Genomic DNA, 25,883 nt, shown 5'->3' on the forward strand with positions numbered 1-25,883 from the left:
TGAAGGAACACCGCCATGGACACGAACCAGACCCTCCGGACGTTCACCGACTTCTTCCGAGAGCGCGGACACCGGCCCGTCACCGGCACCTCGCTGCTGCCCCCGCCCGGGGACCCGGTGCTCTTCACGACGTCCGGCATGCACCCCCTCACGCCCTATCTCCAGGGCCGACCCCACCCGCAGGGCCGGCGCCTGCTGAACGTCCAGCGCTGTCTGCGCACCACGGACCTCGACGAGGTCGGCGACGCCACCCACCTGACCGTCTTCGAGATGCTCGGCTCCTGGTCGCTCGGCGACTACGGGCATCCACAGAGCCTGAGTTGGGGGTACCAGCTGCTGCGCGACGGCTTCGGCATCCCGGACGAGCGCCTCTACGCCACCGTCTTCGGCGGCGACGACCAGGTCGGCCCCGACAACGAATCCCTGCGCACCTGGCAGGAGTTGGGGATCCCGGTGGAGCTCACCGGCGAGGACAACTGGTGGTCCAACGGACCCGTCGGTCTCTGCGGCCCCGACTCCGAGATCTTCGTGTGGACCGGCGACGGCCCGCCCCGCCGTACCCCCACCACCGACCCGCGCTGGGTCGAGATCTGGAACCACGTCCATCTGCGCTACCACCGCCATGAGAACGGCGAGTTGGAGCCCCTGCGGCAACCCGGAGTCGACACGGGCATGGGCCTGGAACGGCTGCTGACGGTCCTTCAGGGCCGCCGCGACGTCTACGAGATCGACCTGTTCGAGCCGTGGATGCGGACGGTCCCTTCCCTGTGGGACCTGGACGAGCGATCCACCCGTCTGGTCTGCGACCACCTTCGGTCGAGCATCGTGGTCATCGGCGACGGCGTACGCCCCTCCAACACCGGCCGCGGCTATGTACTGCGCCGCCTGATCCGCCGTCTCCTCACCGCCCTGTGCCGCGACGACACCTCACGCGAACTCGCCGACCTGCCCTCGGAGTTGATCGAGCACACGCTGGACCACTTCGGGCAGACCGAACACGCCGACCTCGTCCGGGAGGTGCTCCTGGACGAGGAACGGCGGTTCGGCCGACTGCTGGAGCGGGGCCGGCGGGTCCTGTCACGGACGGAGTTCCGCTCCCGGCCGCTGGACGAGGAGGACTACGCCTACCTCCACGACACCTACGGCCTGCCCCGCGAGCTGGTCGCCGGGATCAGCGCTGGGTGAAGATGAAGCCGACCTTGTCGACCTCGTCGCCGCTGCGGCCGTGGAAGCCCGCGATCTGCCAGCCCGAGGGCGCGGTACGGGTCACGCAGTCGGAGGTCGTGGTGCCGCCGGCCAGCGTGCGTCCGAGGTTGGTCGTGAACTTGGCGTAGAAGATGCGGGTCTGGCCGTCCTTCTGGCCCTGGCAGAGGTTGGCGCCGGTGACGTACTCGCCGCTGCCGAGGGTCAAGGAGGAGGCGGTGCCGCCCGTGCCGCCGTGGGCGAGGGTGGTGCCGTTGGAGAGTGTGACGCTCAGCTGGTCGACGCGGGAGCCGGCGCGCAGGCCGATGGTGGTGGCCCGGGCGGCGGCCGGGACGCTGTTGATGTCCGTGTAGTAGTCGCCGTGCGGGCCGCCGAACTGGTCGCTGAGCTGGAAGGAGGCGTTGCGCGACCAGCTGAAGCCGACGGTGAGCGGGTCGTGGTCGGAGAGCATCAGCCCGTCGTCCGTGAGGAACTTGGAGTGCTCGTTGTTGTACGACGTGGCGTTCAGCGAGACCAGCTTGCTGCCGCGGTAGAGGACCTTGTCGACGACCTCGCAGGTGTTGGGCACGGTGGTCCCGGTCTGGTCGCACACCAGCGCGTCGCTGCCCTTGGCGGGCGGGGTGCCGCCGCGGATCAGCTGCACCCACGGGTCGGTGAGGCCGTTGGCGGCGGCGAACTCGGCGATGGTGTCGCCGGCGCGCGTGTAACGGGTGTTGGTGTCGCCCATCACCACGACGGCGTTGCCCGCCGAGTGGCTGCCGATGAAGGCGGTGAGCTGGTTGAGGTTGTCGGCGCGCGAGGCCAGGTCGCCGTCGCTGGTACCGGCGTTGGTGTGCAGGTTGTAGAAGTCGACGTACACGCCCTCGGCGAGGCGCTCGCGCATGAAGGTGAACCCCTTGGGGGTCAGACAGTCACCCGAGTCGAGCTGGCAGGAGTTCCAGCCGACCCGCTCGAAGTCGTCCGCGTCGTAAGGGATCTTGGAGAGCGTGTTGAGCCCGCTGCCGATGCCGGCCCCGCCGCTGGTGGCCGTGCGGTAGGCGTGCGCGGTGTCGGCGGCGTAGAGGTAGGCGTGGTAGTTGAAGTCCTCCTCGACGTGGACGATGTCGTACGGGGCGATCCGCTGGCCGATCGTCGTGGTGCTGGACTGACGGGGCGTCGGCGCGCTGGAGATGCCTTCGGGGAGTCCGGCCACGTTGTAGCTGAGCACATTGAAGGTGCCGGAGTCGGCCGCCGCGGCGGGCGGGGCGGCCACGGCGAGCCCGCCGACGGCGGCGGCTGCCGCCACCAGGCAGGCGAGGATTCTGCGCATGGGCTTGTGTCTCCTGGGGGAAGTGAGCGGGGAAGTAAGCGGTTGCCATAGGGGCATGGCAGAAGTTACCGCTGGTTACCCCGATCTGTCGCGGCCCTGACAGGACGGCATGATGGAGACGGGATTAAAGCTGCGGGAACGGAGGGGCGGGCTACGGTCCCAGCACCGCCGCCAGATACGGAGCCGTCGCGCTCGCGCCAACCCCCGCCACCTCCACCGGAGTTCCCGCCGCCACGATCCGCCCGCCCGCGTCCCCGCCGCCCGGCCCCAGGTCGATCACCCAGTCCGCGCCCGCCACGACCGCCATGTCGTGCTCGACCACGATCACCGTGTGCCCGGCGCCGACCAGTCCGTGCAACTGGCGCATCAGGACCTCGACATCGGCCGGGTGGAGACCGGTCGTCGGCTCGTCCAGGAGATAGAGGGTGTGCCCGCGCCGCCCGCGCTGCAACTCGCTGGCCAGCTTGATGCGTTGGGCCTCGCCGCCGGACAACTCCGTGGCGGGCTGGCCCAGATGCAGATAGCCGAGCCCCACGTCGAGCAGCGTCTCCAGGCTGCGGGCGACCGCCGGGGTGTCCGTGAAGAACTCCGCCGCGCCCTCCACCGTCAGGTCGAGCACCTGCGCGATGTTCCGTCCCCGGTACGTCACTTCGAGCGTCTCGGGGTTGTAGCGGGCCCCGCCGCAGTCCGGGCAGGGAGCGTAGGTGCTCGGCAGGAACAGCAACTCGACGCTGACGAACCCCTCGCCCTGACAGGTCTCGCAGCGCCCGCCGGCCACGTTGAAGGAGAAACGCCCGACGCCGTACCCGCGTTCTCGGGCCTGGTCGGTGGCCGCGAACGCCTTGCGTACGACGTCGAACAGCCCTGTGTAGGTGGCCAGGTTGGAGCGCGGGGTGCGGCCGATGGGCTTCTGGTCCACGGACACCAGGCGCTCGACGCCCGGCAGTTCCTCGGTGAGCTCGCCGATCAGCGTGGACTTCCCGGACCCGGAGACGCCGGTGACCGCGGTGAAGACGCCGAGGGGGAACTCGGCCGTCACCGCGCGCAGATTGTGCCGGGTCACCGGGCCGACCTTCAACTGGCCGCGCGGGGTACGCACTTGGCGGACAGGTGCGGGAGAGCGGTCGAAGAGGAAGCGGGCCGTCGCCGACTCCGGTACGGCGGCCAGCTCCGCCGGCGGACCGCTGTGCAGCACCTGCCCGCCGTGCTCGCCGGCCCCCGGGCCCACGTCCACCAGCCAGTCGGCGCCGCGCATCACATCGAGGTGGTGCTCGACCACGAACACCGAGTTGCCCGCCGCCTTGAGCCGCGCCAGGACCGTCAACAGGGCGGCCGTGTCCGCCGGGTGCAGTCCCGCGGACGGCTCGTCGAGGACGTACACGACACCGAACAGTCCGGAGCGCAGCTGGGTCGCGAGGCGCAGTCGCTGGAGTTCGCCCGCGGAGAGGGTGGGGGCGGGGCGGTCCAGGCTGAGGTAGCCGAGGCCGAGTTCGACGACCGGTGCGATACGGGACTTGAGGTCGTCGGTGAGGACGCGGGCCGCCGCCGAGGAGCCGTCCAGGGTCGCCGCGAGCTCCGCCAGGGGCAGCGCGGCCACCTCGGCGATCGTGCGGCCCGCGTACGTCACGGCGAGGGACTCCGGGCGGAGTCTGCCGCCGCCGCACACCGGGCAGGGCGCGCTGGTCAGGAAGCGCTCCGCGCGGGCGCGCAGGGCCGGGCTCTTGGAGTCGGCGAAGGTCTTCATGACGTACCGGCGGGCGCTCATGTACGTGCCCTGGTACGGGCGTTGGATGCGGTCCGCGTCCCGCACCGGGTGCACGGTGACGACCGGCTGCTCGTCCGTGAACAGGATCCACTCCCGCTGCTCGGCGGGGAGTTCGCGCCACGGCACGTCCACGTCGTAGTCGAGCGCGTCGAGGATGTCGCGCAGGTTCTTGCCCTGCCAGGCGCCCGGCCAGGCGGCGATCGCGCCCTCGCGGATCGACAGCGACGGGTCGGGGACCAGCGACTGTTCCGTCGTACCGTGCACGCGGCCGAGCCCGTGGCACTCGGGGCAGGCGCCGACGGCCGTGTTCGGGGAGAACGCGTCCGAGTCGAGGTGCTCGGCGCCGGGCGGGTAGGTGCCCGCGCGGGAGAACAGCATGCGCAGCGAGTTCGAGAGATTGGTGACCGTGCCGACCGACGAGCGGGACGTCGGCGTCGAGCGGCGCTGCTGAAGGGAGACGGCGGGCGGCAAGCCGGTGATCTCGCCGACCTTGGGCGCGCCGACCTGGTGGATGAGACGGCGGGCGTACGGCGCCACCGACTCGAAGTAGCGGCGCTGGGCCTCCGCGTAGATCGTGCCGAACGCGAGCGACGACTTCCCGGAACCGGACACGCCTGTGAACACGGTCAACACGTCCCGCGGGATGTCGACGTCCACGCCCTTGAGGTTGTGCTCGCGGGCGCCGCGGACGCGGACATAAGGGTCGTGAGGGGGCTGCATGACCCCGCGAGTCTATGCGAGCCCGCCCTGCGACGCCCGCTGACCTGCGCGGGTGCGAGGGCGTGCGCCCTGTGCCACGTTGGAAGGCGCAGAAGGTGCAGAAACTAGGGAAGTCTCACAAGTCCCCACAGGAACGGATGCCAGTCGCCACACGGAAGGTCCGTGGTCATGACCACTCCCGGATTCGGTTTCGGACGCAGCCCCTTCGAGGAATTCGACGAGCTGATGTCCCGGTATTTCGGCGGCTCCGGCCCGGCGGCGCCGTCGCGCCGGACCCAGCGCGTCGACATCGGCAGCCTGCTCTCGGAGCGGGCCCGCGAGCTCGTCGCCCAGGCGCGGGACATCGCCGCCGTCGAGGGCAGCGAGGAACTCGACGCCCGGCATCTGCTGGCCGCCGCCACCGAGCAGGAGTCGACCCGCCGGCTGCTCGCCGAGGCGGGCGCGGATCCGGACCGGCTCCGGGAGCGGCTGACCGCCGGCGGGGGCGGCGCCGCCAAGACCGAGCCCGCCACGCTCACCCCGGCCGCCAAGCGCGCGCTGCTCGACGCCTACCGGATCTCCCGCGCCGAGGACTCCTCGTACATCGGCCCCGAACACCTGCTCCGAGCCCTGGCAGCGAACCCCGAGTCGGCCGCCGGACAGGCGCTCGCGGGTAGCGGCTGGGAGAGCGGCAGGCTCCCCGCCTCGGGGACTGGCGCCGAGTCCGAGCGCAAGCGGCCCAGCAGTACGCCCACGGTCGACGAGTACGGCCGTGACCTGACCGAGGACGCACGGGCCGGCCGGCTCGACCCCGTGATCGGGCGGGACGAGGAGGTCGAGCAGACCATCGAGGTCCTCTCCCGGCGCAGCAAGAACAACCCCGTCCTGATCGGCGACCCCGGCGTCGGCAAGACCGCGATCGTCGAGGGCATCGCCCAGCGGATCGAGTCGGGCGATGTGCCGAAGACCCTGGAGGGCAAGCGGCTGGTGACCCTGGACCTCGCCGGGATGGTGGCCGGCACCAAGTACCGCGGCGAGTTCGAGGAGCGCCTGAAGAAGGTCCTCGACGAGGTGAGCGAGCACGGCGACGAACTGGTGCTGTTCCTCGACGAGTTGCACACCGTCGTGGGCGCCGGCGGTGGTGGTGACGGAGCCATGGACGCGGGCAACATGCTCAAACCCGCCCTCGCCCGCGGCCAGTTGCACCTCATCGGCGCCACCACCGTCGACGAGTACCGCAAGTACATCGAGAAGGACTCCGCCCTGGAGCGCCGCTTCGCGCCCATCCTGGTCGGCGAACCGTCGGTCGACGACACCATCGAGATCCTGCGCGGCCTGCGCGACCGTTACGAGGCCCACCACCAGGTCCGGATCACCGACGAGGCCGTCGTCGCGGCGGCCGAACTGTCCGACCGCTACATCACCGCCCGCTTCCTCCCCGACAAGGCCATCGACCTCATGGACCAGGCGTCGGCCCGGGTACGGCTGCGCGCCAAGACCCCGCCCGCCGACACCCGTGACATCGAGGACCGGATCGCCGCCCTCAACCGCGAGAAGGACCAGGCGGTCGCCGACGAGGAGTACGAGCGGGCCAGGGAGGTGCGGGACCGGATCAAGGACGCCGAGGCCGAACGGGCGGGCGTGGAGCAGGCCGAGGAGCACGCACCGAAGGTGACCGCCGAGGACATCGCCGAGGTCGTCTCCCGCACCACCGGCATCCCGGTCGCCCAGCTCACCGAGGAGGAGCGGGCCCGGCTGATGAAGCTGGAGGAGCACCTCCATGAGCGGGTCGTCGGCCAGGACGAGGCGATCACGGCGGTCGCCCGAGCGGTACGGCGGGCCCGGGCGGGCATGAGCGACCCGAACCGCCCCGTCGGCAGCTTCCTCTTCCTCGGCCCCACCGGCGTCGGCAAGACCGAACTCGCCCGCGCGCTCGCCGCCGCTCTCTTCGGCGACGAGACCCGAATGATCCGCCTGGACATGAGCGAGTTCCAGGAGCGGCACACCGTCTCCCGGCTGGTCGGCGCCCCGCCCGGATACGTCGGTCACGAGGAGGCGGGGCAGCTCACGGAGGCGGTGCGCAGGCAGCCGTACGCCGTGCTGCTGCTCGACGAGGTGGAGAAGGCGCACCCCGACGTCTTCAACACGCTGCTCCAACTCCTCGACGACGGACGGCTGACGGACTCGCAGGGCCGCACCGTCGACTTCAAGAACACCGTGGTCATCATGACGTCGAACATCGGCGCCGACCGCATCCTCGCGGCCGGGGTGGACGACTACGCCAAGGTGCGCGAGACCGTACTGCCGGTCCTGAACCAGCACTTCCGCCCGGAGTTCCTCAACCGCATCGACGAGATCATCGTCTTCCGCGGCCTCGACCGCACCCAACTGCGCAGGATCGTCGACCTGTTGCTCGAACACACCAGGCGTCGCCTGCACGCCCAGGACGTCACCCTGGAGGTCACGGACGAGGCCGCCGACGTGCTCGCGAACCTCGGCTACCAACCCGACTTCGGCGCCCGCCCGTTGCGCCGCACGATCCAGCGCGAGGTCGACGACCGGCTCGCGGACCTGCTGCTGGCGGGCGAGTTGAGCGCGGGCGACCGGGCGCGGGTGGACGCGGCGGACGGGGAGCTCAAGGTCACCGCGGTCCGGGACCAGGGCGAGTCCTAGACAACCGGAACGGCGAGGCACGGACGAGCGGAACCGGTTCGGCCCTGGGTAACTGGGGCCGTACCAGGGCCAGTTCTAGACGACCCCGTGCGCGATCAGACTGCGCGCGCAGTCCAACACCGCTTCCCGGGCCGGCCGCGGCTCCCAGCCCAGCACCGTACGGGCCTTCTCCGTGCTGTGCCGGTTGCGGCGGCCCAGGGACGGGGTGATCTCGCGGAGCGACGGGTCCCGGAAGCGGGCCACCAGGCGGACGACGAAGTCCGGGACCTGCCGCGTGGAGACGCGGCGACCCTCTGCGCCGAGGCCCTCGCGCAGGGTGCGCGCCATGTCCGCCATCCACACGAACTCCCCGGTGGCGAGGAAGCGTTGACCCGCTGCCGCCGGTGACGTCATCGCCCGGATGTGGACGTCGACGAGATCGCGGACGTCCACCACCTCCAGGCCGATCCGCGGGACGCCGCTCATCCCGCCGGAGAGCATGCGCGCGACGATGCCCACCGAGCCGAGGTTGTCCGAGGTCAGGATCGGCCCGAACACGGCGCCGGGGAGCACGGTGGTCAGCTCGGTCGGACCGTCGTAGGCCTCCATGAAGTCCCAGGCCGCACGCTCGGCGAGGGTCTTGGAACGGCGGTAGGGGATGAGCGTCGGATCGTCGGGATCGGTCCAGAGCGTCTCGTCGGTGACGCCTTCGGTGGCGTACGAGGACGGGCTCGCCGCGTTCGCCGCCGACGTCATCACCACTCGCCGTACGCCGGCCGCGGTCGCCGCGCGCAGGACGCGCAGCGCGCCGTCGCGGGCCGGGCCGATGAGGGCGGCGGGGTCGTCGGAGGCGGCGCCGAGCGGTGAGGCGACGTGCAGGACGAGGTCCACGCCCTTGAGGGCGGCCTCCCAGCCCTCGTCCGCCGTGAGGTCGGCGACGGCGAAGCTCAGCCGGCCGGCCGGGTCGACGGCGGTCGAGACCGCCTCGGTGACGGACTTCTCGCGTTCCGGGGAGCGCACGGTGGTCCGGACGTGGTAGCCGCGCCGCAGCAGCTCGGCGACGCACCAGCCGGCGATGTAACCACTGCCCCCGGTGACCAGAACGAGCTCGGGCATGACTGTCCTCCACGGAGTGGGACGGGTTGTGTCAGAATGAAACGGAGGCCCCTCCGCTTCTCCTTCAACGTACCGGAGACCCCTCCGCTTAGCAATCCGGGCCGACGGCCCAACCGAGAAGCAAGCCGACAGCCGAGCCGATTGGACGTCCCGCCCCCGTGACCCCGCCCGCGAAACCGACCCGCAGAGACGCGGTCGACAACCGGGAGCGCATCCTGGCCGTCGCCCGTCAGGCGCTCGGCACCTCCGCCTCCGCGTCCCTCTCGGCGATCGCCAGGCAGGCCGGCGTCGGCATCGGCACGCTCTACCGGCACTTCCCGACCCGCGAGGCGCTCGTCCTGGAGCTGTACCGGCACGACATCCAGCACCTGATCGACCGGGCGCCCGCGCTGCTGACGGAACACGAGCCCCTGGATGCCCTGCGCCTCTGGTTCGACGAGGTCGCGCACTACGGGCGGCTCAAGTTCGGCGTCTCGGAGGTCATCCACGCGGCGACCAACGGCGGCCTCGACGACGAGTACTACGAACCCTTCCTCCACGCCATCGGCGTCCTGCTGGACGCCGGCGCAGCCGACGGCTCCCTCAAGTCAGGGCTCGACCCCGAGGACGTCCTGCTCCAGCTCAGCGTCCTGTGGCGGATCGACCCCGAGCGCGCCGGCGCAGAGGAGCGGGCGGTACGCATCCTCGCCCTGATCGTGGACGGCCTCAAGGCCTGACCACCGGGCGCGCTAGCCCCCGAAGATCCGACCGAGCCTCCGGTACGAGTCCACCAGCGCCGCACGGTCGTAGGTGCTGGTCGTGACGAGCACCTCCTGCGCCCCCGTCTCCTTCACCACCGTCTCCAACTCGTGGGCCACCTGCTCCTCGGTACCGGCGATGTGCCCGGCCAGTCCCGCCTCGTAGAACCCGCGTTCCTTCGTGGTCATGGTGCGGCTCTCGACGCGCTCGGCGGGCGGCAGGGGCGGGAAGGTGCCGTGGGTGCGGGAGTACGCCATCGACCAGGCCTCCGGGATCAGCAGGCGCCGTGCCTCCTCGGGGGTGGCGGCGACGGCGACCGTGCCGGAGATGACGACGTACGGTTCCGGAGCCCAGGGGGAGGGGCGGAACCGGTCGCGGTAGTGGTCGATGCCGCGCTGCATCTTCTCCCGGCCGCGCAGGTCGCCGATCACCATCGGCAGCCCGGCGCGTGCGGCGATCTCCGCGCCCTCGCCCATCGCGAGGACGAAGGGCGGCACGCTCAGGCCTTCGGAGGGGCGGGCGTGGACGCGCGTGGGTGACGTACCGGCGAACCAGCCGAGCAGTTCGTCGAGTTGACCGGCGAAGTCCTCCGCGTCCTCCTTGTCGCGCCCAAGTGCCTTGCGGACACCGTCGGTGAAGCCCACCGACCGGCCGAGCCCCATGTCGATCCGTCCCGGGAAGAGGGACTCCAGCACCCCGAACTGCTCGGCCACGACCAGGGGTTGATGGTTCGGCAGCATCACGCCGCCGGTGCCCACCCGGATACTGCGCGTGGCGCCCGCGACGGCGGCCGCGAGGACCGTCGGCGCCGACCCGGCGACCCCGGGCACGCCGTGATGCTCGGACACCCAGAACCGGTGGTACCCGAACACCTCGGCCTCCCGGGCCAACGCCACGGTGTCCCGCAGCGCCTCCCCGTCCCGATGCCCCTCACGGGTGCGGGACCGGTCGAGGACGGAGAACCGTACGCCTTCGAATGCAGAGGTCACATGGTGTTCAACGCCCTGGGCGCCAGGGGATTCCCGGGCCCGCGCGCACAGCGGCCCACGCCGATCGCCCGCCGGTGGCTCACCGTCGTCCCGTACGCGCGCGTGCTCCCCGCGGCGGCCGGACGAACTGCAGCTCCAGCGTGACCGGCGGCTCGGCCAGACCGGGTCCGCCCGCCGCCGCCCAGCTCACGATCTCCTCCGTGCAGTCGTCGTCCATGGCGAAGCCGACCCAGGTGGCCCGCCCGCCGGCCCGGCGCCCCGCCGCCGACGGCTGGACGACGATGACGTTCGCCTGGTCGCAGGGGCCGAGGCAGTCGGTCGTCCGCACCTGGAAACCGTGCTCGGCAGCGGCGGCGCGCAGCCGGTCCAGCTGACCGACGTGATCGGTGCCGGGGTGCTTGCGCGGGTCGCCGCAGCAGCAGCCCCGGCACACGACGAGTGTGCAGGGGCGCTGCCGGGCGACGCCGATCACGTGCGTACGAGGGGAGGGGAGCGGGGCGGGCACGGGAGAAGCATGATCCATGCTACGAACGCCCGCCGCGGCTCCAGCGCTGTGCGGTGAAGGGCACAGGCCTGCCGGTGACGCGATGGGTGTAGGGCTGGATGATGCCCGGTGCCTCCTCCGGGAGGGCTCTCACGGTGGCCACCATTCCCGTGGTGTGCGAGCCGTAGTCGTCGACGAGGAGCGCCAGGAAGGACAGGCGGTCGTCCTTGAGGCGTGGGGCGCTGTCGTCGGCGCTGCGGGGCTGCGGGGGCCAGTGGGCCGTGATCAGGGTGTGCGGGATGTTCCGGTCGGCCTCGCCCTCGACCAGGACGAGCGCCCGGATCACGGTGAGTTCCTGGTACAGGCCCGCCTGCCAGAACGGCTCCTCGGTCGCGAACCGTTCCGCGCTCGCGCGGTCGGTCATGTCGACGACATGGACGCTCCCGGTGTGCTCGGAGCCGTCCTCGGACAACGTCGGCCCACGGAGTATCAGCCGGTCGGCGAAACCGTCCATGTACGACCAGTGCGCCTCGGCGCGTTGGTCCAACTCGGCGCCCACATCGGGCTTGTCCTGAGCGTGAACGTAGAAGACCATGCGCAGACCGTATCGACTCCGCGCGCCCGCGGGTGTCTAGGGTTGATCACGTGACCGACAGCAGCGGACGGCCCCTCGCCGTGTTCGACGTGGACAACACCCTTGCCGATACGGCTCATCGGCAGCGCTTCCTGGAACGGAGCCCGCGGGACTGGGACGCGTTCTTCACCGCGGCGCCGCACGATCCACCCATTCCGGAGGGTGTCGCGCTGGCGTTGACGAGCGCCGAGGAGTGCGAGGTCGTCTATCTGACCGGGCGGCCCGAGCGCTGCCGGCGCGACACGCTCGCCTGGCTCGCCGCGCACGGACTGCCCGAGGGGCGGGTCCACATGCGCCGCAACGACGATCGCAGGCCGGCTCGCCGCACCAAGCTGGAGGTGCTGCGCCGGCTCGCCCGCACCCGGGAGATCCGGGTGTTCGTGGACGACGACGAGTTGGTGTGCGAGGAGGCCCGGCGCGCCGGCTTCACGGTCGTACGCGCCCGCTGGACCGCCCCCTCCGACGCCTTGAACGCGGCTCAGGAGAGGGACGGGCGGACCTGAGCCGCAACAGGTTGACGGGAAGCGACTGACGGGGAGCGGTCTCAGTCCGACTCGTCCAGGCGGAAGCCGACCTTGAGGCCCACCTGCCAGTGCGCGATGTCCCCGTCCTCGATCTGGCCGCGGACCTGCGTCACCTCGAACCAGTCGAGGTTGCGCAGGGTCTGTGAGGCACGGCCGACGCCGTTGCGAATGGCCTGATCGATCCCCTCGTGCGAGGTCCCGACGATCTCCGTGACCCGGTAGGTGTGGTTCGACATACGGGTGCTCCTCTCCGTGCGTCCGTGATGAACGGAACGTCACGTGTGTCGCGCGTCACTCCACCGTGCCCCAAGCTGCGGCGGAGCGCGAGATGTCCGGCCGGTCGAACCGATACCTCTTGACGTCCGCATTGGTCCATACCAAACTCCTGGACACCCGTACGAGCTCTGCGCTCGTCCCCCCATGTCGGGCCCGTTCCCCCTGTCCGCAGACAGTTGTCGCCAGACAGAACAGGACCCCTCGTGAGACGCCGCAGCCTGCTCACCCTCGCCCCGCTCGGACTCGTCAGCGCCTGCGGACTCGTGCCGGGCGGCGAGAGCGACCGACGTGCCGTCCAGGTCTGGCTGATGAAGGACAGCGCCTCGACGGACTTCGTACGCGACTTCACCGCCGAGTTCGAGCGCGCCCACGACAACCTCCGGCTCGACATCCGCATCCAGGAATGGACCGGCATCGGCGACAAGGTGCAGGCCGCACTCGACAAGGACACCGGCGACGGACCCGACGTCATCGAGGTCGGCAACACCCAGGTCTCGCAGTACGTGGAGCGGGACCGGCTGCTCGATCTGACGCTGGAGTCGAGGCTGCACTGGGGGAGCCGCGACTGGCTGCCCGGCCTCGCCGAGCCGGGACAGTTCATCGGCCACCAGTACGGGATCCCCTGGTACGCGGCCAACCGCGTCGTCATCTACCGCAAGGACCTGTTCCGACAGGCGGACGTCAAGGCCCCGCCGCGCACCCGCGACGACTGGCTCGACCTCACCGAGAAGCTCAACTCCGGCGGGAACCAGGGCATTTACCTCGCCGGACAGGACTGGTACACGCTGGCCGGCTTCATCTGGGAGGAGGGCGGCGACCTCGCCGATGACGGGGACGGCGGTGGCTGGCGGGGCACGCTGGACACCCCGGCGGCCCTGCGCGGGATGGACTTCTACCGGCGGCTGCAAGCGCTCGGCCAGGGGCCGGTGGGCGCCGACGAGGAACACCCGCCGCAGGCGGGCGAGTTCGCCAAGGGCAAGGTCGCCCAGATCATCGCCGTCCCCGGGCTAGCCCGGACCGTGATCCAGCAGAACCCGGAACTGGAGGGCAAGTTGGGCTTCTTCCCGGTGCCCGGCAGAACGGCCGGCCGACCCGGCGCCGTCTTCACCGGCGGCTCCGACCTCGTCGTACCGAACAACACGCACGACCAGGACGGTGCCGTCGCCGTCGTCGCGGCCCTCGCCGGCGCCAAGTGGAACACCCGGCTGGCCGAGGCGATGAACTACGTGCCCAACAAGAAGACCCTCGCCCGGTCCGTCGCCGACGAGGAGGGGGTCGCCGCCATGGCGGCCGGAGCCGCGCGAGGGCGGGCGACCCCCAGTACGGCTCAATGGGGTGCCGTGGAGGCCGACAACCCCATCAAGGCGTACATGACCAAGGTGCTCGGCGGGGCCGACCCGGCCACGGAGGCCAAGCGCGCGTCCCGGCAGATCACCGAGACGCTCAACACCATCGACTGACCGACACTCGGACGACGGGGGCCGGCCGCTCAGCGCGCCGCGCTCAGCGGCGGCGACTCAGGTCGCCACGCTCAGCGACAGCGCGAAGCGGCCCTCGTCGTCCGTCCACCAGCGGGCCAACTCCAGCCCGGCCGAGGCCAGTTCGGCGCGCACACCCTCCTTCCGGAACTTCGCCGAGATCTCGGTGCGCAGTTCCTCGTCCGCGCCGAAGTCGACGGCCAGGTCGAGCGCGGGGATCTTCACGGTCTGCTCGGTGCGCGAGCGCAGCCGCATCTCGATCCACTCGTTCTCGGCGTCCCACAGCGCGACATGGTCGAAGGCGTCGGGGTGGAAGTCGGCGTCCAGCTCGCGGTTGACCACGGTCAGGACGTTCTTGTTGAACGCGGCCGTCACCCCGGCCGCGTCGTCGTACGCCCGGACCAGCACGCCCTCGTCCTTGACCAGGTCCGTGCCGAGCAGCAGCGCGTCACCGGGGGAGAGCAGCGAGCGGATCGAGGCGAGGAACACGGCCCGTTCGGCCGGGAGCAGATTGCCGATCGTGCCGCCGAGGAACGCCACCAGCCGCGGGCCCGGCGCGTCCGGCAGCGTCAGCGAGGCGGTGAAGTCGGCGATCAGCGCGTGCACTTGGAGGTCCGGGCGCTCGGCGATCAGCGCCTGGCCTGCCTGGGTGAGCGCGCTCTCGCTCACGTCGACCGGAATGTACGTGTCGACGCCGGTCAGCGCGTCCAGCAGGTAGCGCGTCTTCTCCGAGGAACCGGAGCCGAGTTCGACCAGGGTGCGCGCCCCGGTCGCCTCCGCGATCTCTCCGGAGCGGGCGATGAGGATCTCCCGTTCGGCGCGGGTCGGGTAGTACTCGGGCAGCTCGGTGATCTGCTCGAACAGGTCGCTGCCGTGCGCGTCGTAGAACCACTTCGGCGGCAGCGTCTTGGGTGTGCCGGTGAGGCCCTGTTGGACGTCGGCGCGCAGTGCGGCCTCGGTGGCGTCCTCGGGCAGGGTGCGGGTGACAAGGAAGGGACTCACGAACGCGGCTCCTTCGATGGTGCGGGAGCCGGCGTCTCGTTCGGCTCCTTGAGGGGGGTGAGCAGCACGTCGGTGCGGCTCGCCGAGAGCAGGGTGCGGTCGGGGACCTCCTGCCACCGGGAGTCGTCGTCGTAGGGCTCGGACGCCACGACGACGCTGTGGCCGGGCCGGGCGAGGTACCAGAGGGTGTCGCCCCAGGCGGTCGCGGCGATGGTCGCGCCGTCGGTGAGCAGCAGGTTCAGCCGGGACTCCGGAGCCGCCGCGGCGATCTCCGGGACCGCGTCCGTCAGCGCCTGGCCCATGGAGTCGCCGCCGCGCAGCCGGGCCAGGACCAACTCCCATACGAGAGCGGAGTCGTTGCGCGCCTCCAGCGACAGCAGGTCGACCACGGGCAGGTTCTGGGCCAGCGGCGCGAGCGATCCCGGCCAGCCCTTGACGGCACCGTTGTGGCTGAACAGCCAGGGCCCCGCGGCGAACGGCGCCGCCGCGGCCTCCCCGTCGGCGCCCGGCACGGTCGCGTCCCGCACGGCGGCGAGCAGCGCCCCCGACCTGACCACCCGGGCCAGATCGGCGAAGGACAGGTCGGCCCAGATCGGCCCGGCGCGCCGGTACCGGGCCGGCATCGGGTCCCCGTCGGCGTACCAACCGACCCCGAAACCATCGGCGTTGACGGTCCCGTACCGCTGCCGGCGCGGCTCCCACGACTGCCGGTACAGGCTGTGCGCCGGCTCCACCAGGAGCCGTCCGAGCGGCTCCGGCGGGCCGACGTACGCCAGGTGACGGCACATCAGACGTCTCCTGTGCGGGCCGTGCGGAACCCGGAGAAGATCTGCCGCCGGATCGGGTAGTCCCAGTTGCGGAACGTGCCCCGGCAGGCGACCTCGTCCACGGCGAACGAACCGCCGCGCAGCACCTTGTACTCCGGCCCGAAGAACACCTCCGAGTACTCCTTGTACGGGAACGCCACGAACCCCGGGTAGGGCGTCAGGTCGCTCGACGTCCACTCCCACACATCGCCGATCAACTGCCTTACCCCGAGCGGCGACTCGCCCGCCGGGTAGCTGCCGGCCGGAGCCGGGCGCAGATGCCGCTGGCCCAGGTTGGCGTGCTCGGGCGCCGGATCGGCGTCGCCCCACGGGTAGCGCATGGTGCGCTCGCCCGCCGGGTCGTAGCGGGCCGCCTTCTCCCACTCGGCCTCGGTGGGCAGCCGGCGCCCGGCCCAGCGGGCGTACGCGTCGGCCTCGTACCAACTCACGTGCAGCACCGGCTCGTTCGGCGGCACCACCTCGGTGACGCCGAAGCGGCGGCGCAGCCACTGCTTGCCGTCGCGGCTCCAGAACAGCGGGGCGCGCACGGAGGTGCGGCGGATGTGTGCCCAGCCCTCGGGCGCCCACCAGCGCTCGGTGTCGTAGCCGCCGTCCTCGATGAACGCCCGGTAGGCGCCGTTGGTGACGGGGGTCGTGTCGATGTAGAAGGGCGCCACCTCGCGCCGGTGCGCGGGGCGTTCGTTGTCCAGCGCCCAGGGCTCGTCGGAGGTGCCCATGGTGAACGGGCCGCCGGGGACGAGGACTTCGGCCGGGCCGGTGAACAGCGGGGCCGGGTCCGGGTCCGGGGCGGTGAGGGCCTGCGGGCCCGTGCGGAGCTGATGGGTGATCAGCATCGTCTCGTCGTGCTGCTGTTCGTGCTGCGCGACCATCCCGAAGGCGAAGCCCGCCTCCGTGAGGCGCGTGCCGTGGAAGTCGGCGCTCTCCAGCACGTCCATCACCCGCCCGCGCACCTCGGCCGCGTAGCTGCGAGCCTCGGCGGGCGGCAGCAGCGGCAGCGAGGGGCGTTCGGAGCGGGGATGCTCGAAGGCGTCGTACAGGCCGTCGATCTCGGGACGCATCGCCTCGCGTCCGGCGACGGCCCGCAGCAGCCACAGCTCCTCCTGGTTGCCGATGTGCGCCAGGTCCCACACCAGGGGCGACATCAGCGGCGAGTGCTGGGCGGTCAGGTCGGGGTCCTCCACGCAGCTGGTCAGCAGCGTGGTGCGCTCCCGGGCGGTGGTCAGGGTGGTGAGTGCCCGTTCCCGGAGCGACTCGGCATCGGGGGCGGGGTCGGTCATGTGCGGATGTCCTTCCCGAGGGCGCGGCTGTCCGTGCCGCGCAGGCGGTCGAGCAGGTCGTCGGCGGGGCAACGGCCCTGGACGACATAGCGGTTGAGATACGCGGTCACCGCGTCCGTGACGGAGGCGTCGGCGCCCAGCCGGGGCAGCGCCTCAAGGGCCGCCACGAAGCAGGTCACCGCCGCCTCGCGCAGCTCCGGGTCGGCAAGCCCGTAGCGGGCCGCGTCCACCCACAGCGGGTTGTGCGGCGCGGGCCGCCCCACGGCACGCTCGGCCAGCGGCTTCACCGTGCGGTAGGCGGTCTCGGCGGCCTCCGGGTCGTCGAAGAGCGCCGCCGTCACGGCGAGCGGCACGATCCAGCCGTCGTCACCGGGCTGCGCGTCGATCATGCGCAGCTCCAGATGACCGCGCGGCCTGACCGGCGGGAACAGCGTCGAGATGTGGTAGTCGAGGTCCTCCCTGGTCGGCGGCCTCGGCGCCCCCGACCTGGTCCACTCCCGGAAGGTCAGCCCCTCCGGTACGTCCCACGGCCCTTCCTCCCGCCGTACGCACATCACCGGCGCGTCCAGGACGTGCCGGGCCCAGGACTCGCGCGGTGCGCCGTCCAGCGCGGGCCCGCCCGCACGGCCCGGGCCGATCTCCGTCCACAGCAGCTGCCGGGTGGAGCGCCAGCCCGTGGGCCGGCGGGTGGCGAGCGGGGAGTTGGCGAAGGCGGCCACCAGGACCGCGCCCAGCTGGTGCGCCAGCCACCAGCGGCGCCCGAGACCGAGCGGTCCCGGCTCCTCGTACCCGGCGTCCAGGCAGACCTGCACGGAGGCCGAGGTGCACATCATGGCGCGGCCCGCCGGGCCGGTGCGGTCCAGGCAGGCTTCCATGGCGTCGTAGCGCGGCTCGTGCAGGAAACGGCGTGGAGAGTGCCAGGGGTCCTGCCCGACGCCGACGAGGCCGAGATCGTGCTCGGCCAGAGCCGAGCGGACGGCGTCGAGGTCGGCGGAGACGGTGGCGATGCACTCCGTCAGCGAGGCGGCGGGCGGCGAGCTCAGTTCCAGCTGGCCGCCGGGCTCGACAGTGAGCGCCGACTTCAGGGGAACGGTCCGCAGAGCGGCGTAGGCCGCTTCGAGCCGTTCGGGTGTCACGGGGAGCTGCGGGATGCGCAGCTCGTGGACGAGCCATTCCACTTCGACCCCGAGGGTGCGGGGCGGGCCGGTCTTGAAGCAGATGCCCCGGACCAGGGCCTCCACCTCGGCTTCGGTGACTGCGGAACGGTTCTCCGTACAGTCACTCACCGAATCGGACATATCAGGATCCCTCCTGGAGATTCCACCATGCCACCGCCCCGGCCGGTGGGCCTTCCGGGCGGCAGCGCTCGTCCCACCCAAAACCCTCGCGTCGAATCGCACAAGGGTGCGTAGTGGCACGTTCCGGGTCGGTAATCTTTCCCTTCCGGCTGTTTGCTGAGGCTTTCCTGGGCGTTTGCGGGAACGGGAAAACTCCGTTGCGTCGCACCACCGGCATCGCCGACGATTCCTCCATGAGTTCGACGGGGGAACGCGCACGGCACGCGAGGATGGCGCCCACGGGGGTGGCGCCATGAGCGCGCGCCTGCGCGGTCTCGCCCAGCAGACCGAGCAGATCGTGGCGGCCGGGTCCTACCGGGCGTCCGACGGACGCGAGGTGTCCCTGGCCGCGCCGATCGAGGCGGCGCGGGCCGGCACGCGGATGTACGGGCCGGAGCCTGTACAGGTGCCCCTGAGCGCTCGGGTCGACACCCACTTCGAGGTCACCGGCGAGAGCAGCCTGGAGGCCGCCCACCGGCTCGGCGGCGAGGCGGCCGTCCTGAACTTCGCCTCGGCCCGCAACCCGGGCGGCGGTTTCCTGAACGGCGCCCAGGCGCAGGAGGAGGCCCTGTGCCGCGCCTCCGCGCTCTACACCTGCCTGCTTGAGGCGCGGGAGTTCTACGACCATCACCGCGCCGACCGCGACCCGTTCTACACGGACCGCGTCATCCACTCACCGGCCGTCCCCGTCTTCCGCGACGACCGCGGCAGCCTGCTGGACGAGCCGTACACGACGGGCTTCCTGACCGCCGCGGCACCGAACGCGGGCGTCATCAAGCAGCGGACACCCGAGCGGACCGCCGACCTGCCGGCCGCCCTCGCGACCCGCGCCGAGCGGGTCCTGGAGACGGCCGCCGCCCAGGGCTACCGGCGCCTGGTCCTCGGAGCCTGGGGCTGCGGGGTCTTCCAGAACGACCCGGCGCAGGTGGCGGGCGCCTTCCGCACGCTGCTCGGCCCCGACGGCCGGTTCGCGGGGACCTTCGAGCACGTGGTGTTCGGAATCCTGGACCGCACACCGGGGCATGCGGTCCGAGCGGCCTTCGTACGGGCTTTTCCGGAGCGTCAGCTCCAGACGTGAGGATTTCGGGGCGTCAGCTCCAGCCGTAGCGCTCCGCCAGCCGGTTGCGTACGAGGTTGAACCGGCCTCGGTCCAGCGCGCAGGCCTCGCGACGCATGCCCTGCTCGTGCAGGCGCAGCACCCGGTCGACGTCGACCCACGAGTCCCGACCGGTGCTGTCCCACGGCCCGCTGCCGATCGCCACCCACTCGCGGTCGCCGTCGTGCCGCTTGCTGGACAGCTGTACGGCCAGCAGCGTGCCGGCGGCCTCGCGGGCGACGACGAGCACGGGACGGTCCTTGCCGCGGCCGTCGTTCTCTTCAAAGGGCACCCAGGTCCAGACGATCTCCCCCGGGTCGGGGTCGCCGTCGTGCGCGGGGGCGTACTCGGTGCGGACGCGGCCCACCTTGCGGGCATCGGCCTCGGTGGTGGCGGTCGGGCCGGAACGGCCGGGGACGTTCTCATCGGTATGCGCAGTCACGGGGGCAGCGTAGAGGGGCCCTCCGTGAAGAGGGCCCCCGGGCACGCTGTCGGGATCAGGGACGGGCTGTCGGGAGTTCGGTCCCGCCGGTTGTCGGAAACGCGATCCCGCCGCTCACCCGCCCCCGTTCCCCCATGCCTCCCTCGGCCTCCCTACGCCTCCTTGTCCACCGGCACCTTCTGCGCCGGCGGTGTCGTGCCGCCGTTCAGGGCCGAAGTCCCGTTCGGGGCCTGCCCGTTCTGGTTCATCGAGGCGAGCAGCTGCCGGGCGAGTCCGAGCCCGGTGCCGCCCATGGTGAGCGCCTTGGCGAGCATGTCGGCCATGCCGTCCGCCCCGTTGAGGACGACCATGTTGTCGACGTTGCCGAAGGCGGACGCGCCCGCCCGCACGATCTCCGGCCAGTTCTCGGCGAGTTGCTGCGCGACCACGGCCTCCTGGTTCTCGGCGAGGGCCGACGCACGCGCCTTGATGGCCTCCGCCTCGGCCAGACCCTTGGCCTTGGTGGCCTCGGCCGCCGCGAGCCCCTTCGCCTGCACGGCGGCCGCCTCGGCCTCACCGGTCGCCCTGACCCGGGTCGCCTCGGCGGCGGCCGCCAGTTCCGTCTCCCTCGCCTTGGCCTCGGCCCCCGAGATCCGGGCGTCGCGCTCACCTTCGGCGAGAGTGCGCTTCTCGTAGGCCTTCGCGTCCGCCGGCTTGCGGACGTCCACCTGGAGCTGCTGTTCCCGCCGCTGCGCCTCCAGTTCGGCGACCCGGGTCTCCTGGACGACGACCTCCTGCCGGGCCGCCGCGTCCGCGAGCGGACCGGCCTGCCGGGCCTCCGCGGCCGCCTTGTCCCGCTCGGCCTGGTAGCCGGCCTGGAGGATCTCGCTGTCGCGGGTGGCCTCCGCCATCCGCGCGAACGAGGCCTGCTCCGCCTCCGTGGCCCGCCGGTTCGCCTCGGCCTGCGCGATCCGCGCGTCCCGCTGCACGGCCGCCGCGTGCGGCATCGCCAGGTTCTTGATGTACCCCGTCGGATCCTCGATCTCATGGATCTGCAGCGAGTCCACGATCAGACCCAGCTTCTCCATCTCCGTACCGCAGGCGGCCCGGGTCTGCCCCGTGAGCTTGTCCCGGTCGCGGATCATGTCCTCGACCGTCAACCCGCCCACGATGGACCGGACATGACCGGCGAAGACGTTGTGCACCCGCTCCGACATCAGCTTCTGCTGATCGAGGAATCGACGGCCCGCGTTGGCGATCGACACGAAGTCGTCGCCGACCTTGAAGATGACCACGCCCCGCACCTTGAGCGGAATGCCCTGGGAGGTCACGCAGTCCACATGGAGTTCTGTCTCGTTCAGGTCGAGGGAGAGCTTGCGCACCGCCTGCACGCCGGGCAGCACCAGCGTGCCGCGCCCCGTGACGATGCGGAATCCCATGCCCGGCTCAAGGCCTTCGGTACGGTGTTTGGAGCCCGAGATGATGAGTGCCTCGTTCGGCTCCGCGACCCGCCACATCGACTTGAACAGACCGATAAGTACGAGAGCGGCGACAACCGCCACCCCCGCTACGACGCCGACAACCATCGGCAACGCCCCCTTTTGATGGTGCACTTGAAGCACCGAACGAAGGGAGTGTGCGCCTGTACGGCACAGGGTTGAAGACGCCGGCCTTTCCTTGTTGCCATCTTGACGCGTAAGGCTCTCACCTGGGGCGGAGCATGCTCAACTGTCGTACGCGGCTGTTACGTAGACCGTCCTGGGCGGCAGATGCTCGACGACCATGACGACCGTGCCCTGCTCGATCCGGTCGGTCCCCGAGGCGGCGTACGCGAGGAAGTGTTCGGCCCCGCCGCGCACCCGGACGATCACCTCGCCGACGAGCCCGGGGCCCACCGTCCCGGTGACCCGCCCCATGAGCCCGACCAACGACACATCGTCCATGGTCACAGGGTACGGGCAGGTCACGGGGGACGGACCCGCTCACACCGAACGGCCCCAACTCGCCTAAGCAGCAGGGGAATTCGCCTGCGCCTCCTGCGGCGGCCAGGCCTCGTGCCAGCGCAGCTCCGCCTCCAGCTGTGCGGCGAGCGAGATCAGCAGCGGCTCGGAACCCGCGGGCCCGAGCAACTGCGCGCCGACGGGCAGCCCGCCCTCGACGAACCCCGCGGGCACGTTGACACCGGGCCAGCCCAGCACGTTCCACGGCCACGCGTACGGACAGGCGGCGATCATCGCGCGGTCCGTCGCGAAGCCGCTCAGCGGCAGCATCGCGCCGATCCGTGGCGGGGGAGCGGCCGTGGTCGGCGCGAGGATCACGTCGTAGGACCCGAAGAACCCGCCGATACGGCGGTGTTGGACCGTCTCCGCGCGGCGGGCCGCCCGCAGGGGTGCCCCGGCGAGGAGTCGGCCGAGGCGGGCGGACTCGCGGGTGCGGCGGTCCAGGAACGCGGGGTGCGGCGACTCGCCGACGCGTTCGGCGAGGCCGACGGTGGCGCGGGGGATGAAGGCGAGCCCGATCTGGCCGTACGGGGGGTCGGCCTCCTCGACGACATGCCCCAACGCGCTGATCCGCTCGGCGAGTTGGAGCACCCGGGCGCGTACCTCCGGCTGGAGGCGGGCGGGCAGGGCGGTGAAGGGCGGCTTGAGGGAGAGGGCGATGCGCAGCCGTCCGGGTTCGCGCGTCGCCGCCTCGGAGGCGTTGATGGTCTCCGGCCGGTGCGGGTCGCGTTCGTGGTTGCCGCTCGCCGCGTCGAGGAGGAGGGCCGCGTCCGCGACCGTGCGGGCCAGTGTGCCGTTGACGGTGATGCCCTGGAAGGACTCGCCGCGCGGCCAGGTGGAGATGCGGCCGCGCTGCGGCTTGATGCCGACGAGGTGGGTCCAGGAGGCGGGGATCCGCACCGACCCGGCGCCGTCCGAGCCGAGCGCGGCGGGCACGAGACCGGCGGCGACGGCAGCGGCCGACCCGCCCGAGGAGCCGCCGGGGGAGTGCTCGGGGTGCCAGGGGTTGCGGGTCGCGCCGAACGCGGGCCCCTCGGTGAAGGGCCACTGCCCCAGCTCGCAGGTGTTGGTCTTGCCGATGACGATGGCCCCGGCCGCACGCAACCGCCGTACGGCTTCGCCGTCCTGAGCGGCCGGCGCGAACTCGCCCTCGCAGCCGAACGCGGTCGGCTCGCCGGCCACGTCCGTGTCGTCCTTGACGGCGACCGGCACACCGAGCAACGGCTTGCGCACCCCGTCGGCCAACTCCTTGTCGGCGGCGTCGGCCTCGGCGAGCGCGGCCGAACTCCGCACGATCCGGAAGGCGTTGAGTGTCGGCTGCGTGGCCTCGATCCGGGCCAGCGCCTGCTCGACCAGCGTCCGGGCGGTCACCTCCCCGGCGGCCAGCGCGCGGGCGGACTCGGCGAGGCCTGCGGAACGGTCGGGCGTCATGGGGGACCTCCGGAAGAGCGGCGCGGTCTACCTACGGAAGAGAGGCGCGGTCTACCGAACAGTAACGTCCGACGGGGCCGGGCGGGGCGAGATGCGGTCCGGGATGTCGAACATCCCCTGAGCGGGCCGGAGTTGAAGCCGCAACACAGACTTCACACAGGGGTCATCCAGCCATGCTCAATCCATTGACGTGCACCTGCCCCACCCTTACCTTCTGACCGAATTGCCGAACCGTGTTCGAAATAACGGACATTCATGGAGCCGTACATGTCCCCTCGCCCCGCCACCCCCTCCCGCCGCACCCTGCTGCGTGCGATGGCCGCCCTGCCCGCCTCGGCGCTGATCCTGGGCGAAGTCCCCGGCCTGCTCGGCACGGCCCTGGCCGCCGCCCCGGCGAGCGGCTCCGCTACGCGGTACACCATCGTCCCGTTCCTGAACAGCAACGACGGCACGGTGAACGTCTACCAGTCCGACGACGCCACCGACTTCCGGCTCCTGAAGGCCTCCGCCTACACACCGCCCAGCAACAGGATCCGCGACGCCAGCGTCTTCAAGCACACCGACGGCTACTACTACGTCACCTACACCACGCACACCTGGCAGGACGTCTCCACCACCATCGGCTTCGCACGCAGCGCCGACCGGGCCAACTGGACGTTCCTGTACGACTACACGGTCCCGATCACCGGCCTGTCCCGCGCGTGGGCGCCCGAGTGGTTCGTCGACAGCGACGGCAGCGTGAACGTCATCGTCTCCTGCTCGCTCACCAGCGACGAGTGGATCTTCACGCCGTACCGCCTGAGGGCCACCAACTCCGCGCTGACAGCGTGGAGTTCACCGGTCGCCCTGTCGGGCATCGGCGCCAATCACATCGACACGTACATCGTGAAGGTCGGTTCGACCTACCACGCCTTCACCAAGAACGAGACGGCGAAGTACATCGAGTACGGCACGGCCTCCAGCCTCAACGGCCCCTACACGATCTCGAAGACCGGCGACTGGGCCGGCTGGGGCAGCTACCGCGAGGGTCCGTCCGTGATCCAGCTCGACAACGGCGCCTGGCGGATCTTCTTCGACGGCTACGGCGACGGCACGTACTACTACAGCGACAGCTACGACACGTTCGTCACGTGGTCGGCGCCGAAGGCCCTCCCGTCCGTCTCCGGCACGGCCCGCCACTTCACGGTCATCAAGGAGACGGTCTCGGGCGGCCCGGCGCTCGCGACGAACGTCTCCCGCTCCCTCCAGTCCGCCAACTACACCACCCGCTACTGGGAGGAGCAGTCCGCCCTGCTCAACCTGCCCGTCGTCACCGCCTCCAGCACCACCGCGGAGAAGCAGGCCGCCACCTTCACGGTCGTCCCCGGCCTGGCGGACGCCAACGCCTTCTCCTTCCGGGACTCGGCCGGCAACTACCTCCGCCACTACGACTTCCGCGGCCGCTTCGACACCAACGACGGCACGTCGACGTTCGCCAAGGACGCCACGTTCATCGCCCGCACCGGCACGTCGTCGACGGCCGTCCGCTTCGAGTCGTACAACTACCCCGGGTACTACCTGCGGCACTACAACTACCAACTGCGCGTGGAACTGACCGACGGGACGGACCTGTTCAGGTCCGACAGCTCGTTCGTGCCGGTGAGTGCCTGGGCCTGACCTGGTCAGGCTTCGGGGATGGCACGGCCGTAGGTCGCGAGGGTGACGTTCTCCGGCTCGGGGCCGCCGCGGCGGCCGGTGTCCAGGGCGTCGAGGGCCTTCAGCTCGTCCGTGGTCAGTTCGAAGTCGAAGACGTCGATGTTCTCGGCGATGCGGTGGCGCTTGGTCGACTTGGGGATCACGGAGCGGCCGTGCTGCAGGCCCCAGCGGAGCAGCACCTGGGCGGGACTCTTGCCGTGTGCCTCGGCGATGCCGGTGACGACGGAGTCCTCCAGGACACTCCTGCGGTGCTCGCCGTACCCCGGGTAGAAGGTGATGCCGCCGATGGGGGACCACGCCTGGTTGAGGATGCCGTGCTCGTCGTCGAAGTCGAGGACGGCCCGCTGCTGGAAGTACGGGTGGATCTCCAGCTGGTTGACCGCGGGGACGACGGTGGTGGCGTCGAGCAGCGCGGTCAGGTGGTCGACCATGAAGTTGCTGACGCCGATGGCCCGGACCTTGCCGTCGGCCAGGAGCTTCTCCAGCGCGCGGTAGGCCCCGAGGGTCCTGTCGAACTCCGACGGGAGGGCCTGGTGCAGGATCAGCAGGTCGATCTGGTCGACGCCGAGCTTGGCGGCGCTCTTGTCGAAGCCGTGCAGGGTCTCGTCGTACCCGTAGTCGCTGATCCAGATCTTCGTCTCGACGAAGATCTCCTCGCGGGGTACGGCGGATTCGCGGATGGCGCGGCCGACCTCGCGTTCGTTGCCGTACGCGGCGGCCGTGTCGATGTGCCGGTAGCCGAGGTCGAGCGCGTCCGTGACGGCGGCCCGGGTCTCGTCCGGCGGGGTCTGGAAGACGCCGAGGCCGAGGGCGGGCAACTCGACGCCGTTGTTGAGGGTGAGGGTCTGCATCACAGGGACCTTTCGGTACGGGTGGCCGGGGGGCCTCGGCCTTCTCCAGCCAACCGCGCCTCGGCCCGCAGGTGGGAGT

At 71.3% G+C, this 25,883-nt stretch carries 23 protein-coding genes; 7 read left to right on the plus strand and 16 right to left on the minus strand.

Annotation, left to right across the window (positions count from 1 at the left end; translation table 11 throughout):
* Positions 1 to 15 precede the first annotated feature (15 nt).
* Positions 16 to 1,185 (plus strand): alanine--tRNA ligase-related protein, encoded by a 1,170-nt coding sequence (locus ACWDR3_RS16895; RefSeq protein ID WP_450353250.1) that lies wholly within the window; start codon positions 16 to 18, stop codon positions 1,183 to 1,185.
* Here the strand turns inward: ACWDR3_RS16895 and ACWDR3_RS16900 are convergent.
* On the minus strand, positions 1,172 to 2,512 hold the full coding sequence (locus ACWDR3_RS16900; RefSeq protein ID WP_450353251.1) for a jacalin-like lectin: 1,341 nt from the start codon (positions 2,510 to 2,512) through the stop codon (positions 1,172 to 1,174). The genes ACWDR3_RS16895 and ACWDR3_RS16900 overlap by 14 nt on opposite strands.
* A gap of 151 nt (positions 2,513 to 2,663) precedes the next feature.
* Positions 2,664 to 4,997 (minus strand): ATP-binding cassette domain-containing protein, encoded by a 2,334-nt coding sequence (locus ACWDR3_RS16905; RefSeq protein WP_450353252.1) that lies wholly within the window; start codon positions 4,995 to 4,997, stop codon positions 2,664 to 2,666.
* Between the two features lie 168 nt (positions 4,998 to 5,165).
* On the opposite strand from ACWDR3_RS16905, the gene ACWDR3_RS16910 reads away from it, so the two are divergent.
* Positions 5,166 to 7,649, plus strand: a complete 2,484-nt coding sequence (locus ACWDR3_RS16910) for an ATP-dependent Clp protease ATP-binding subunit (protein WP_450353253.1) — start codon at positions 5,166 to 5,168, stop codon at positions 7,647 to 7,649.
* Between the two features lie 75 nt (positions 7,650 to 7,724).
* On the opposite strand, the gene ACWDR3_RS16915 is transcribed toward ACWDR3_RS16910, so the two are convergent.
* Positions 7,725 to 8,744 (minus strand): NAD-dependent epimerase/dehydratase family protein, encoded by a 1,020-nt coding sequence (locus ACWDR3_RS16915; protein WP_450353254.1) that lies wholly within the window; start codon positions 8,742 to 8,744, stop codon positions 7,725 to 7,727.
* A 158-nt stretch (positions 8,745 to 8,902) separates the two neighbouring features.
* Between ACWDR3_RS16915 and ACWDR3_RS16920 the strand changes: the two genes are divergently transcribed.
* Positions 8,903 to 9,460: a TetR/AcrR family transcriptional regulator gene (locus tag ACWDR3_RS16920; protein ID WP_450353255.1), complete on the plus strand. Its 558-nt coding sequence runs from the start codon at positions 8,903 to 8,905 to the stop codon at positions 9,458 to 9,460.
* A 12-nt stretch (positions 9,461 to 9,472) separates the two neighbouring features.
* Here ACWDR3_RS16920 and ACWDR3_RS16925 read toward each other — a convergent pair whose 3' ends face one another.
* The 3 genes from ACWDR3_RS16925 to ACWDR3_RS16935 all read right to left on the minus strand — a co-directional run bounded on the left by ACWDR3_RS16925 (position 9,473) and on the right by ACWDR3_RS16935 (position 11,550).
* Entirely contained in the window at positions 9,473 to 10,471 is a 999-nt protein-coding gene (locus ACWDR3_RS16925; RefSeq protein ID WP_450353256.1) for an LLM class flavin-dependent oxidoreductase, read from the minus strand.
* Positions 10,472 to 10,550: 79 nt separating this feature from the next.
* Positions 10,551 to 10,994, minus strand: coding sequence for a (2Fe-2S) ferredoxin domain-containing protein (locus ACWDR3_RS16930; protein ID WP_450353257.1), 444 nt, complete (start codon positions 10,992 to 10,994; stop codon positions 10,551 to 10,553).
* A gap of 1 nt (position 10,995) precedes the next feature.
* Positions 10,996 to 11,550, minus strand: coding sequence for a YciI family protein (locus tag ACWDR3_RS16935; RefSeq protein ID WP_450353258.1), 555 nt, complete (start codon positions 11,548 to 11,550; stop codon positions 10,996 to 10,998).
* A gap of 50 nt (positions 11,551 to 11,600) precedes the next feature.
* Between ACWDR3_RS16935 and ACWDR3_RS16940 the strand changes: the two genes are divergently transcribed.
* Positions 11,601 to 12,092, plus strand: coding sequence for a phosphatase domain-containing protein (locus ACWDR3_RS16940; protein ID WP_450353259.1), 492 nt, complete (start codon positions 11,601 to 11,603; stop codon positions 12,090 to 12,092).
* A 41-nt stretch (positions 12,093 to 12,133) separates the two neighbouring features.
* Here ACWDR3_RS16940 and ACWDR3_RS16945 read toward each other — a convergent pair whose 3' ends face one another.
* On the minus strand, positions 12,134 to 12,349 hold the full coding sequence (locus ACWDR3_RS16945) for a dodecin (RefSeq protein WP_123996504.1): 216 nt from the start codon (positions 12,347 to 12,349) through the stop codon (positions 12,134 to 12,136).
* Positions 12,350 to 12,592: 243 nt separating this feature from the next.
* Here ACWDR3_RS16945 and ACWDR3_RS16950 point away from each other — a divergent pair, with 243 nt between their 5' ends.
* Positions 12,593 to 13,849 (plus strand): extracellular solute-binding protein, encoded by a 1,257-nt coding sequence (locus tag ACWDR3_RS16950; RefSeq protein ID WP_450353260.1) that lies wholly within the window; start codon positions 12,593 to 12,595, stop codon positions 13,847 to 13,849.
* A gap of 57 nt (positions 13,850 to 13,906) precedes the next feature.
* Here the strand turns inward: ACWDR3_RS16950 and egtD are convergent, their stop codons facing one another.
* Genes egtD through egtA form a run of 4 tightly spaced genes read right to left on the minus strand, consistent with a single transcriptional unit; the run spans position 13,907 to position 18,271 of the window.
* The gene (egtD, locus tag ACWDR3_RS16955) at positions 13,907 to 14,869 is read right to left on the minus strand and encodes an L-histidine N(alpha)-methyltransferase (protein WP_450353261.1); all 963 of its coding nucleotides are present in this window, start codon (positions 14,867 to 14,869) and stop codon (positions 13,907 to 13,909) included.
* Positions 14,866 to 15,657: an ergothioneine biosynthesis protein EgtC gene (egtC, locus tag ACWDR3_RS16960; RefSeq protein WP_450353262.1), complete on the minus strand. Its 792-nt coding sequence runs from the start codon at positions 15,655 to 15,657 to the stop codon at positions 14,866 to 14,868. The genes egtD and egtC overlap by 4 nt, the downstream gene beginning before the upstream one ends.
* Entirely contained in the window at positions 15,657 to 16,973 is a 1,317-nt protein-coding gene (gene egtB, locus ACWDR3_RS16965) for an ergothioneine biosynthesis protein EgtB (RefSeq protein WP_450353263.1), read from the minus strand. Before egtB ends, egtC begins: the two co-directional genes overlap by 1 nt.
* On the minus strand, positions 16,970 to 18,271 hold the full coding sequence (egtA, locus tag ACWDR3_RS16970; RefSeq protein ID WP_450353264.1) for an ergothioneine biosynthesis glutamate--cysteine ligase EgtA: 1,302 nt from the start codon (positions 18,269 to 18,271) through the stop codon (positions 16,970 to 16,972). Before egtA ends, egtB begins: the two co-directional genes overlap by 4 nt.
* Positions 18,272 to 18,563: 292 nt before the next feature.
* Here egtA and ACWDR3_RS16975 point away from each other — a divergent pair, with 292 nt between their 5' ends.
* Positions 18,564 to 19,388 carry a TIGR02452 family protein gene (locus ACWDR3_RS16975; protein WP_450353265.1) on the plus strand — a complete coding sequence of 275 codons (825 nt, stop codon included), beginning with the start codon at positions 18,564 to 18,566 and terminating at the stop codon, positions 19,386 to 19,388.
* Between the two features lie 13 nt (positions 19,389 to 19,401).
* Here ACWDR3_RS16975 and ACWDR3_RS16980 read toward each other — a convergent pair whose 3' ends face one another.
* The 4 genes from ACWDR3_RS16980 to ACWDR3_RS16995 form a co-directional block, all read right to left on the minus strand.
* A complete protein-coding gene (locus ACWDR3_RS16980; RefSeq protein ID WP_450353266.1) occupies positions 19,402 to 19,848 on the minus strand; it encodes a type II toxin-antitoxin system PemK/MazF family toxin in 447 nt (148 codons plus the stop codon).
* 152 nt (positions 19,849 to 20,000) lie between these two features.
* Positions 20,001 to 21,419 (minus strand): flotillin family protein, encoded by a 1,419-nt coding sequence (locus ACWDR3_RS16985; RefSeq protein ID WP_450353306.1) that lies wholly within the window; start codon positions 21,417 to 21,419, stop codon positions 20,001 to 20,003.
* Positions 21,420 to 21,551: 132 nt separating this feature from the next.
* Entirely contained in the window at positions 21,552 to 21,770 is a 219-nt protein-coding gene (locus ACWDR3_RS16990; RefSeq protein WP_185145972.1) for a hypothetical protein, read from the minus strand.
* Positions 21,771 to 21,833: 63 nt separating this feature from the next.
* On the minus strand, positions 21,834 to 23,258 hold the full coding sequence (locus ACWDR3_RS16995) for an amidase (RefSeq protein ID WP_450353267.1): 1,425 nt from the start codon (positions 23,256 to 23,258) through the stop codon (positions 21,834 to 21,836).
* Between the two features lie 267 nt (positions 23,259 to 23,525).
* Between ACWDR3_RS16995 and ACWDR3_RS17000 the strand changes: the two genes are divergently transcribed.
* Positions 23,526 to 24,914, plus strand: a complete 1,389-nt coding sequence (locus ACWDR3_RS17000) for a glycoside hydrolase family 43 protein (RefSeq protein ID WP_450353268.1) — start codon at positions 23,526 to 23,528, stop codon at positions 24,912 to 24,914.
* 5 nt (positions 24,915 to 24,919) lie between these two features.
* On the opposite strand, the gene ACWDR3_RS17005 is transcribed toward ACWDR3_RS17000, so the two are convergent.
* On the minus strand, positions 24,920 to 25,804 hold the full coding sequence (locus tag ACWDR3_RS17005) for an aldo/keto reductase (RefSeq protein WP_450353269.1): 885 nt from the start codon (positions 25,802 to 25,804) through the stop codon (positions 24,920 to 24,922).
* Positions 25,805 to 25,883 lie beyond the last annotated feature (79 nt).

The sequence above is a fragment of the Streptomyces sp. NPDC001002 genome (assembly GCF_053599215.1).

Bases quoted from the DNA above. Each gene is read 5' to 3' on its own strand.
- ACWDR3_RS16895 (WP_450353250.1), top strand. From the start codon at position 16: ATGGACACGAACCAGACCCTCCGGACGTTCACCGACTTCTTCCGAGAG.
- ACWDR3_RS16900 (WP_450353251.1), bottom strand. From the start codon at position 2,512: ATGCGCAGAATCCTCGCCTGCCTGGTGGCGGCAGCCGCCGCCGTCGGC.
- ACWDR3_RS16905 (WP_450353252.1), bottom strand. From the start codon at position 4,997: ATGCAGCCCCCTCACGACCCTTATGTCCGCGTCCGCGGCGCCCGCGAG.
- ACWDR3_RS16910 (WP_450353253.1), top strand. From the start codon at position 5,166: ATGACCACTCCCGGATTCGGTTTCGGACGCAGCCCCTTCGAGGAATTC.
- ACWDR3_RS16915 (WP_450353254.1), bottom strand. From the start codon at position 8,744: ATGCCCGAGCTCGTTCTGGTCACCGGGGGCAGTGGTTACATCGCCGGC.
- ACWDR3_RS16930 (WP_450353257.1), bottom strand. From the start codon at position 10,994: ATGGATCATGCTTCTCCCGTGCCCGCCCCGCTCCCCTCCCCTCGTACG.
- ACWDR3_RS16935 (WP_450353258.1), bottom strand. From the start codon at position 11,550: ATGGTCTTCTACGTTCACGCTCAGGACAAGCCCGATGTGGGCGCCGAG.
- ACWDR3_RS16945 (WP_123996504.1), bottom strand. From the start codon at position 12,349: ATGTCGAACCACACCTACCGGGTCACGGAGATCGTCGGGACCTCGCAC.
- egtC (WP_450353262.1), bottom strand. From the start codon at position 15,657: ATGTGCCGTCACCTGGCGTACGTCGGCCCGCCGGAGCCGCTCGGACGG.
- egtB (WP_450353263.1), bottom strand. From the start codon at position 16,973: ATGACCGACCCCGCCCCCGATGCCGAGTCGCTCCGGGAACGGGCACTC.
- egtA (WP_450353264.1), bottom strand. From the start codon at position 18,271: ATGTCCGATTCGGTGAGTGACTGTACGGAGAACCGTTCCGCAGTCACC.
- ACWDR3_RS16975 (WP_450353265.1), top strand. From the start codon at position 18,564: ATGAGCGCGCGCCTGCGCGGTCTCGCCCAGCAGACCGAGCAGATCGTG.
- ACWDR3_RS16990 (WP_185145972.1), bottom strand. From the start codon at position 21,770: ATGGACGATGTGTCGTTGGTCGGGCTCATGGGGCGGGTCACCGGGACG.
- ACWDR3_RS16995 (WP_450353267.1), bottom strand. From the start codon at position 23,258: ATGACGCCCGACCGTTCCGCAGGCCTCGCCGAGTCCGCCCGCGCGCTG.
- ACWDR3_RS17000 (WP_450353268.1), top strand. From the start codon at position 23,526: ATGTCCCCTCGCCCCGCCACCCCCTCCCGCCGCACCCTGCTGCGTGCG.
- ACWDR3_RS17005 (WP_450353269.1), bottom strand. From the start codon at position 25,804: ATGCAGACCCTCACCCTCAACAACGGCGTCGAGTTGCCCGCCCTCGGC.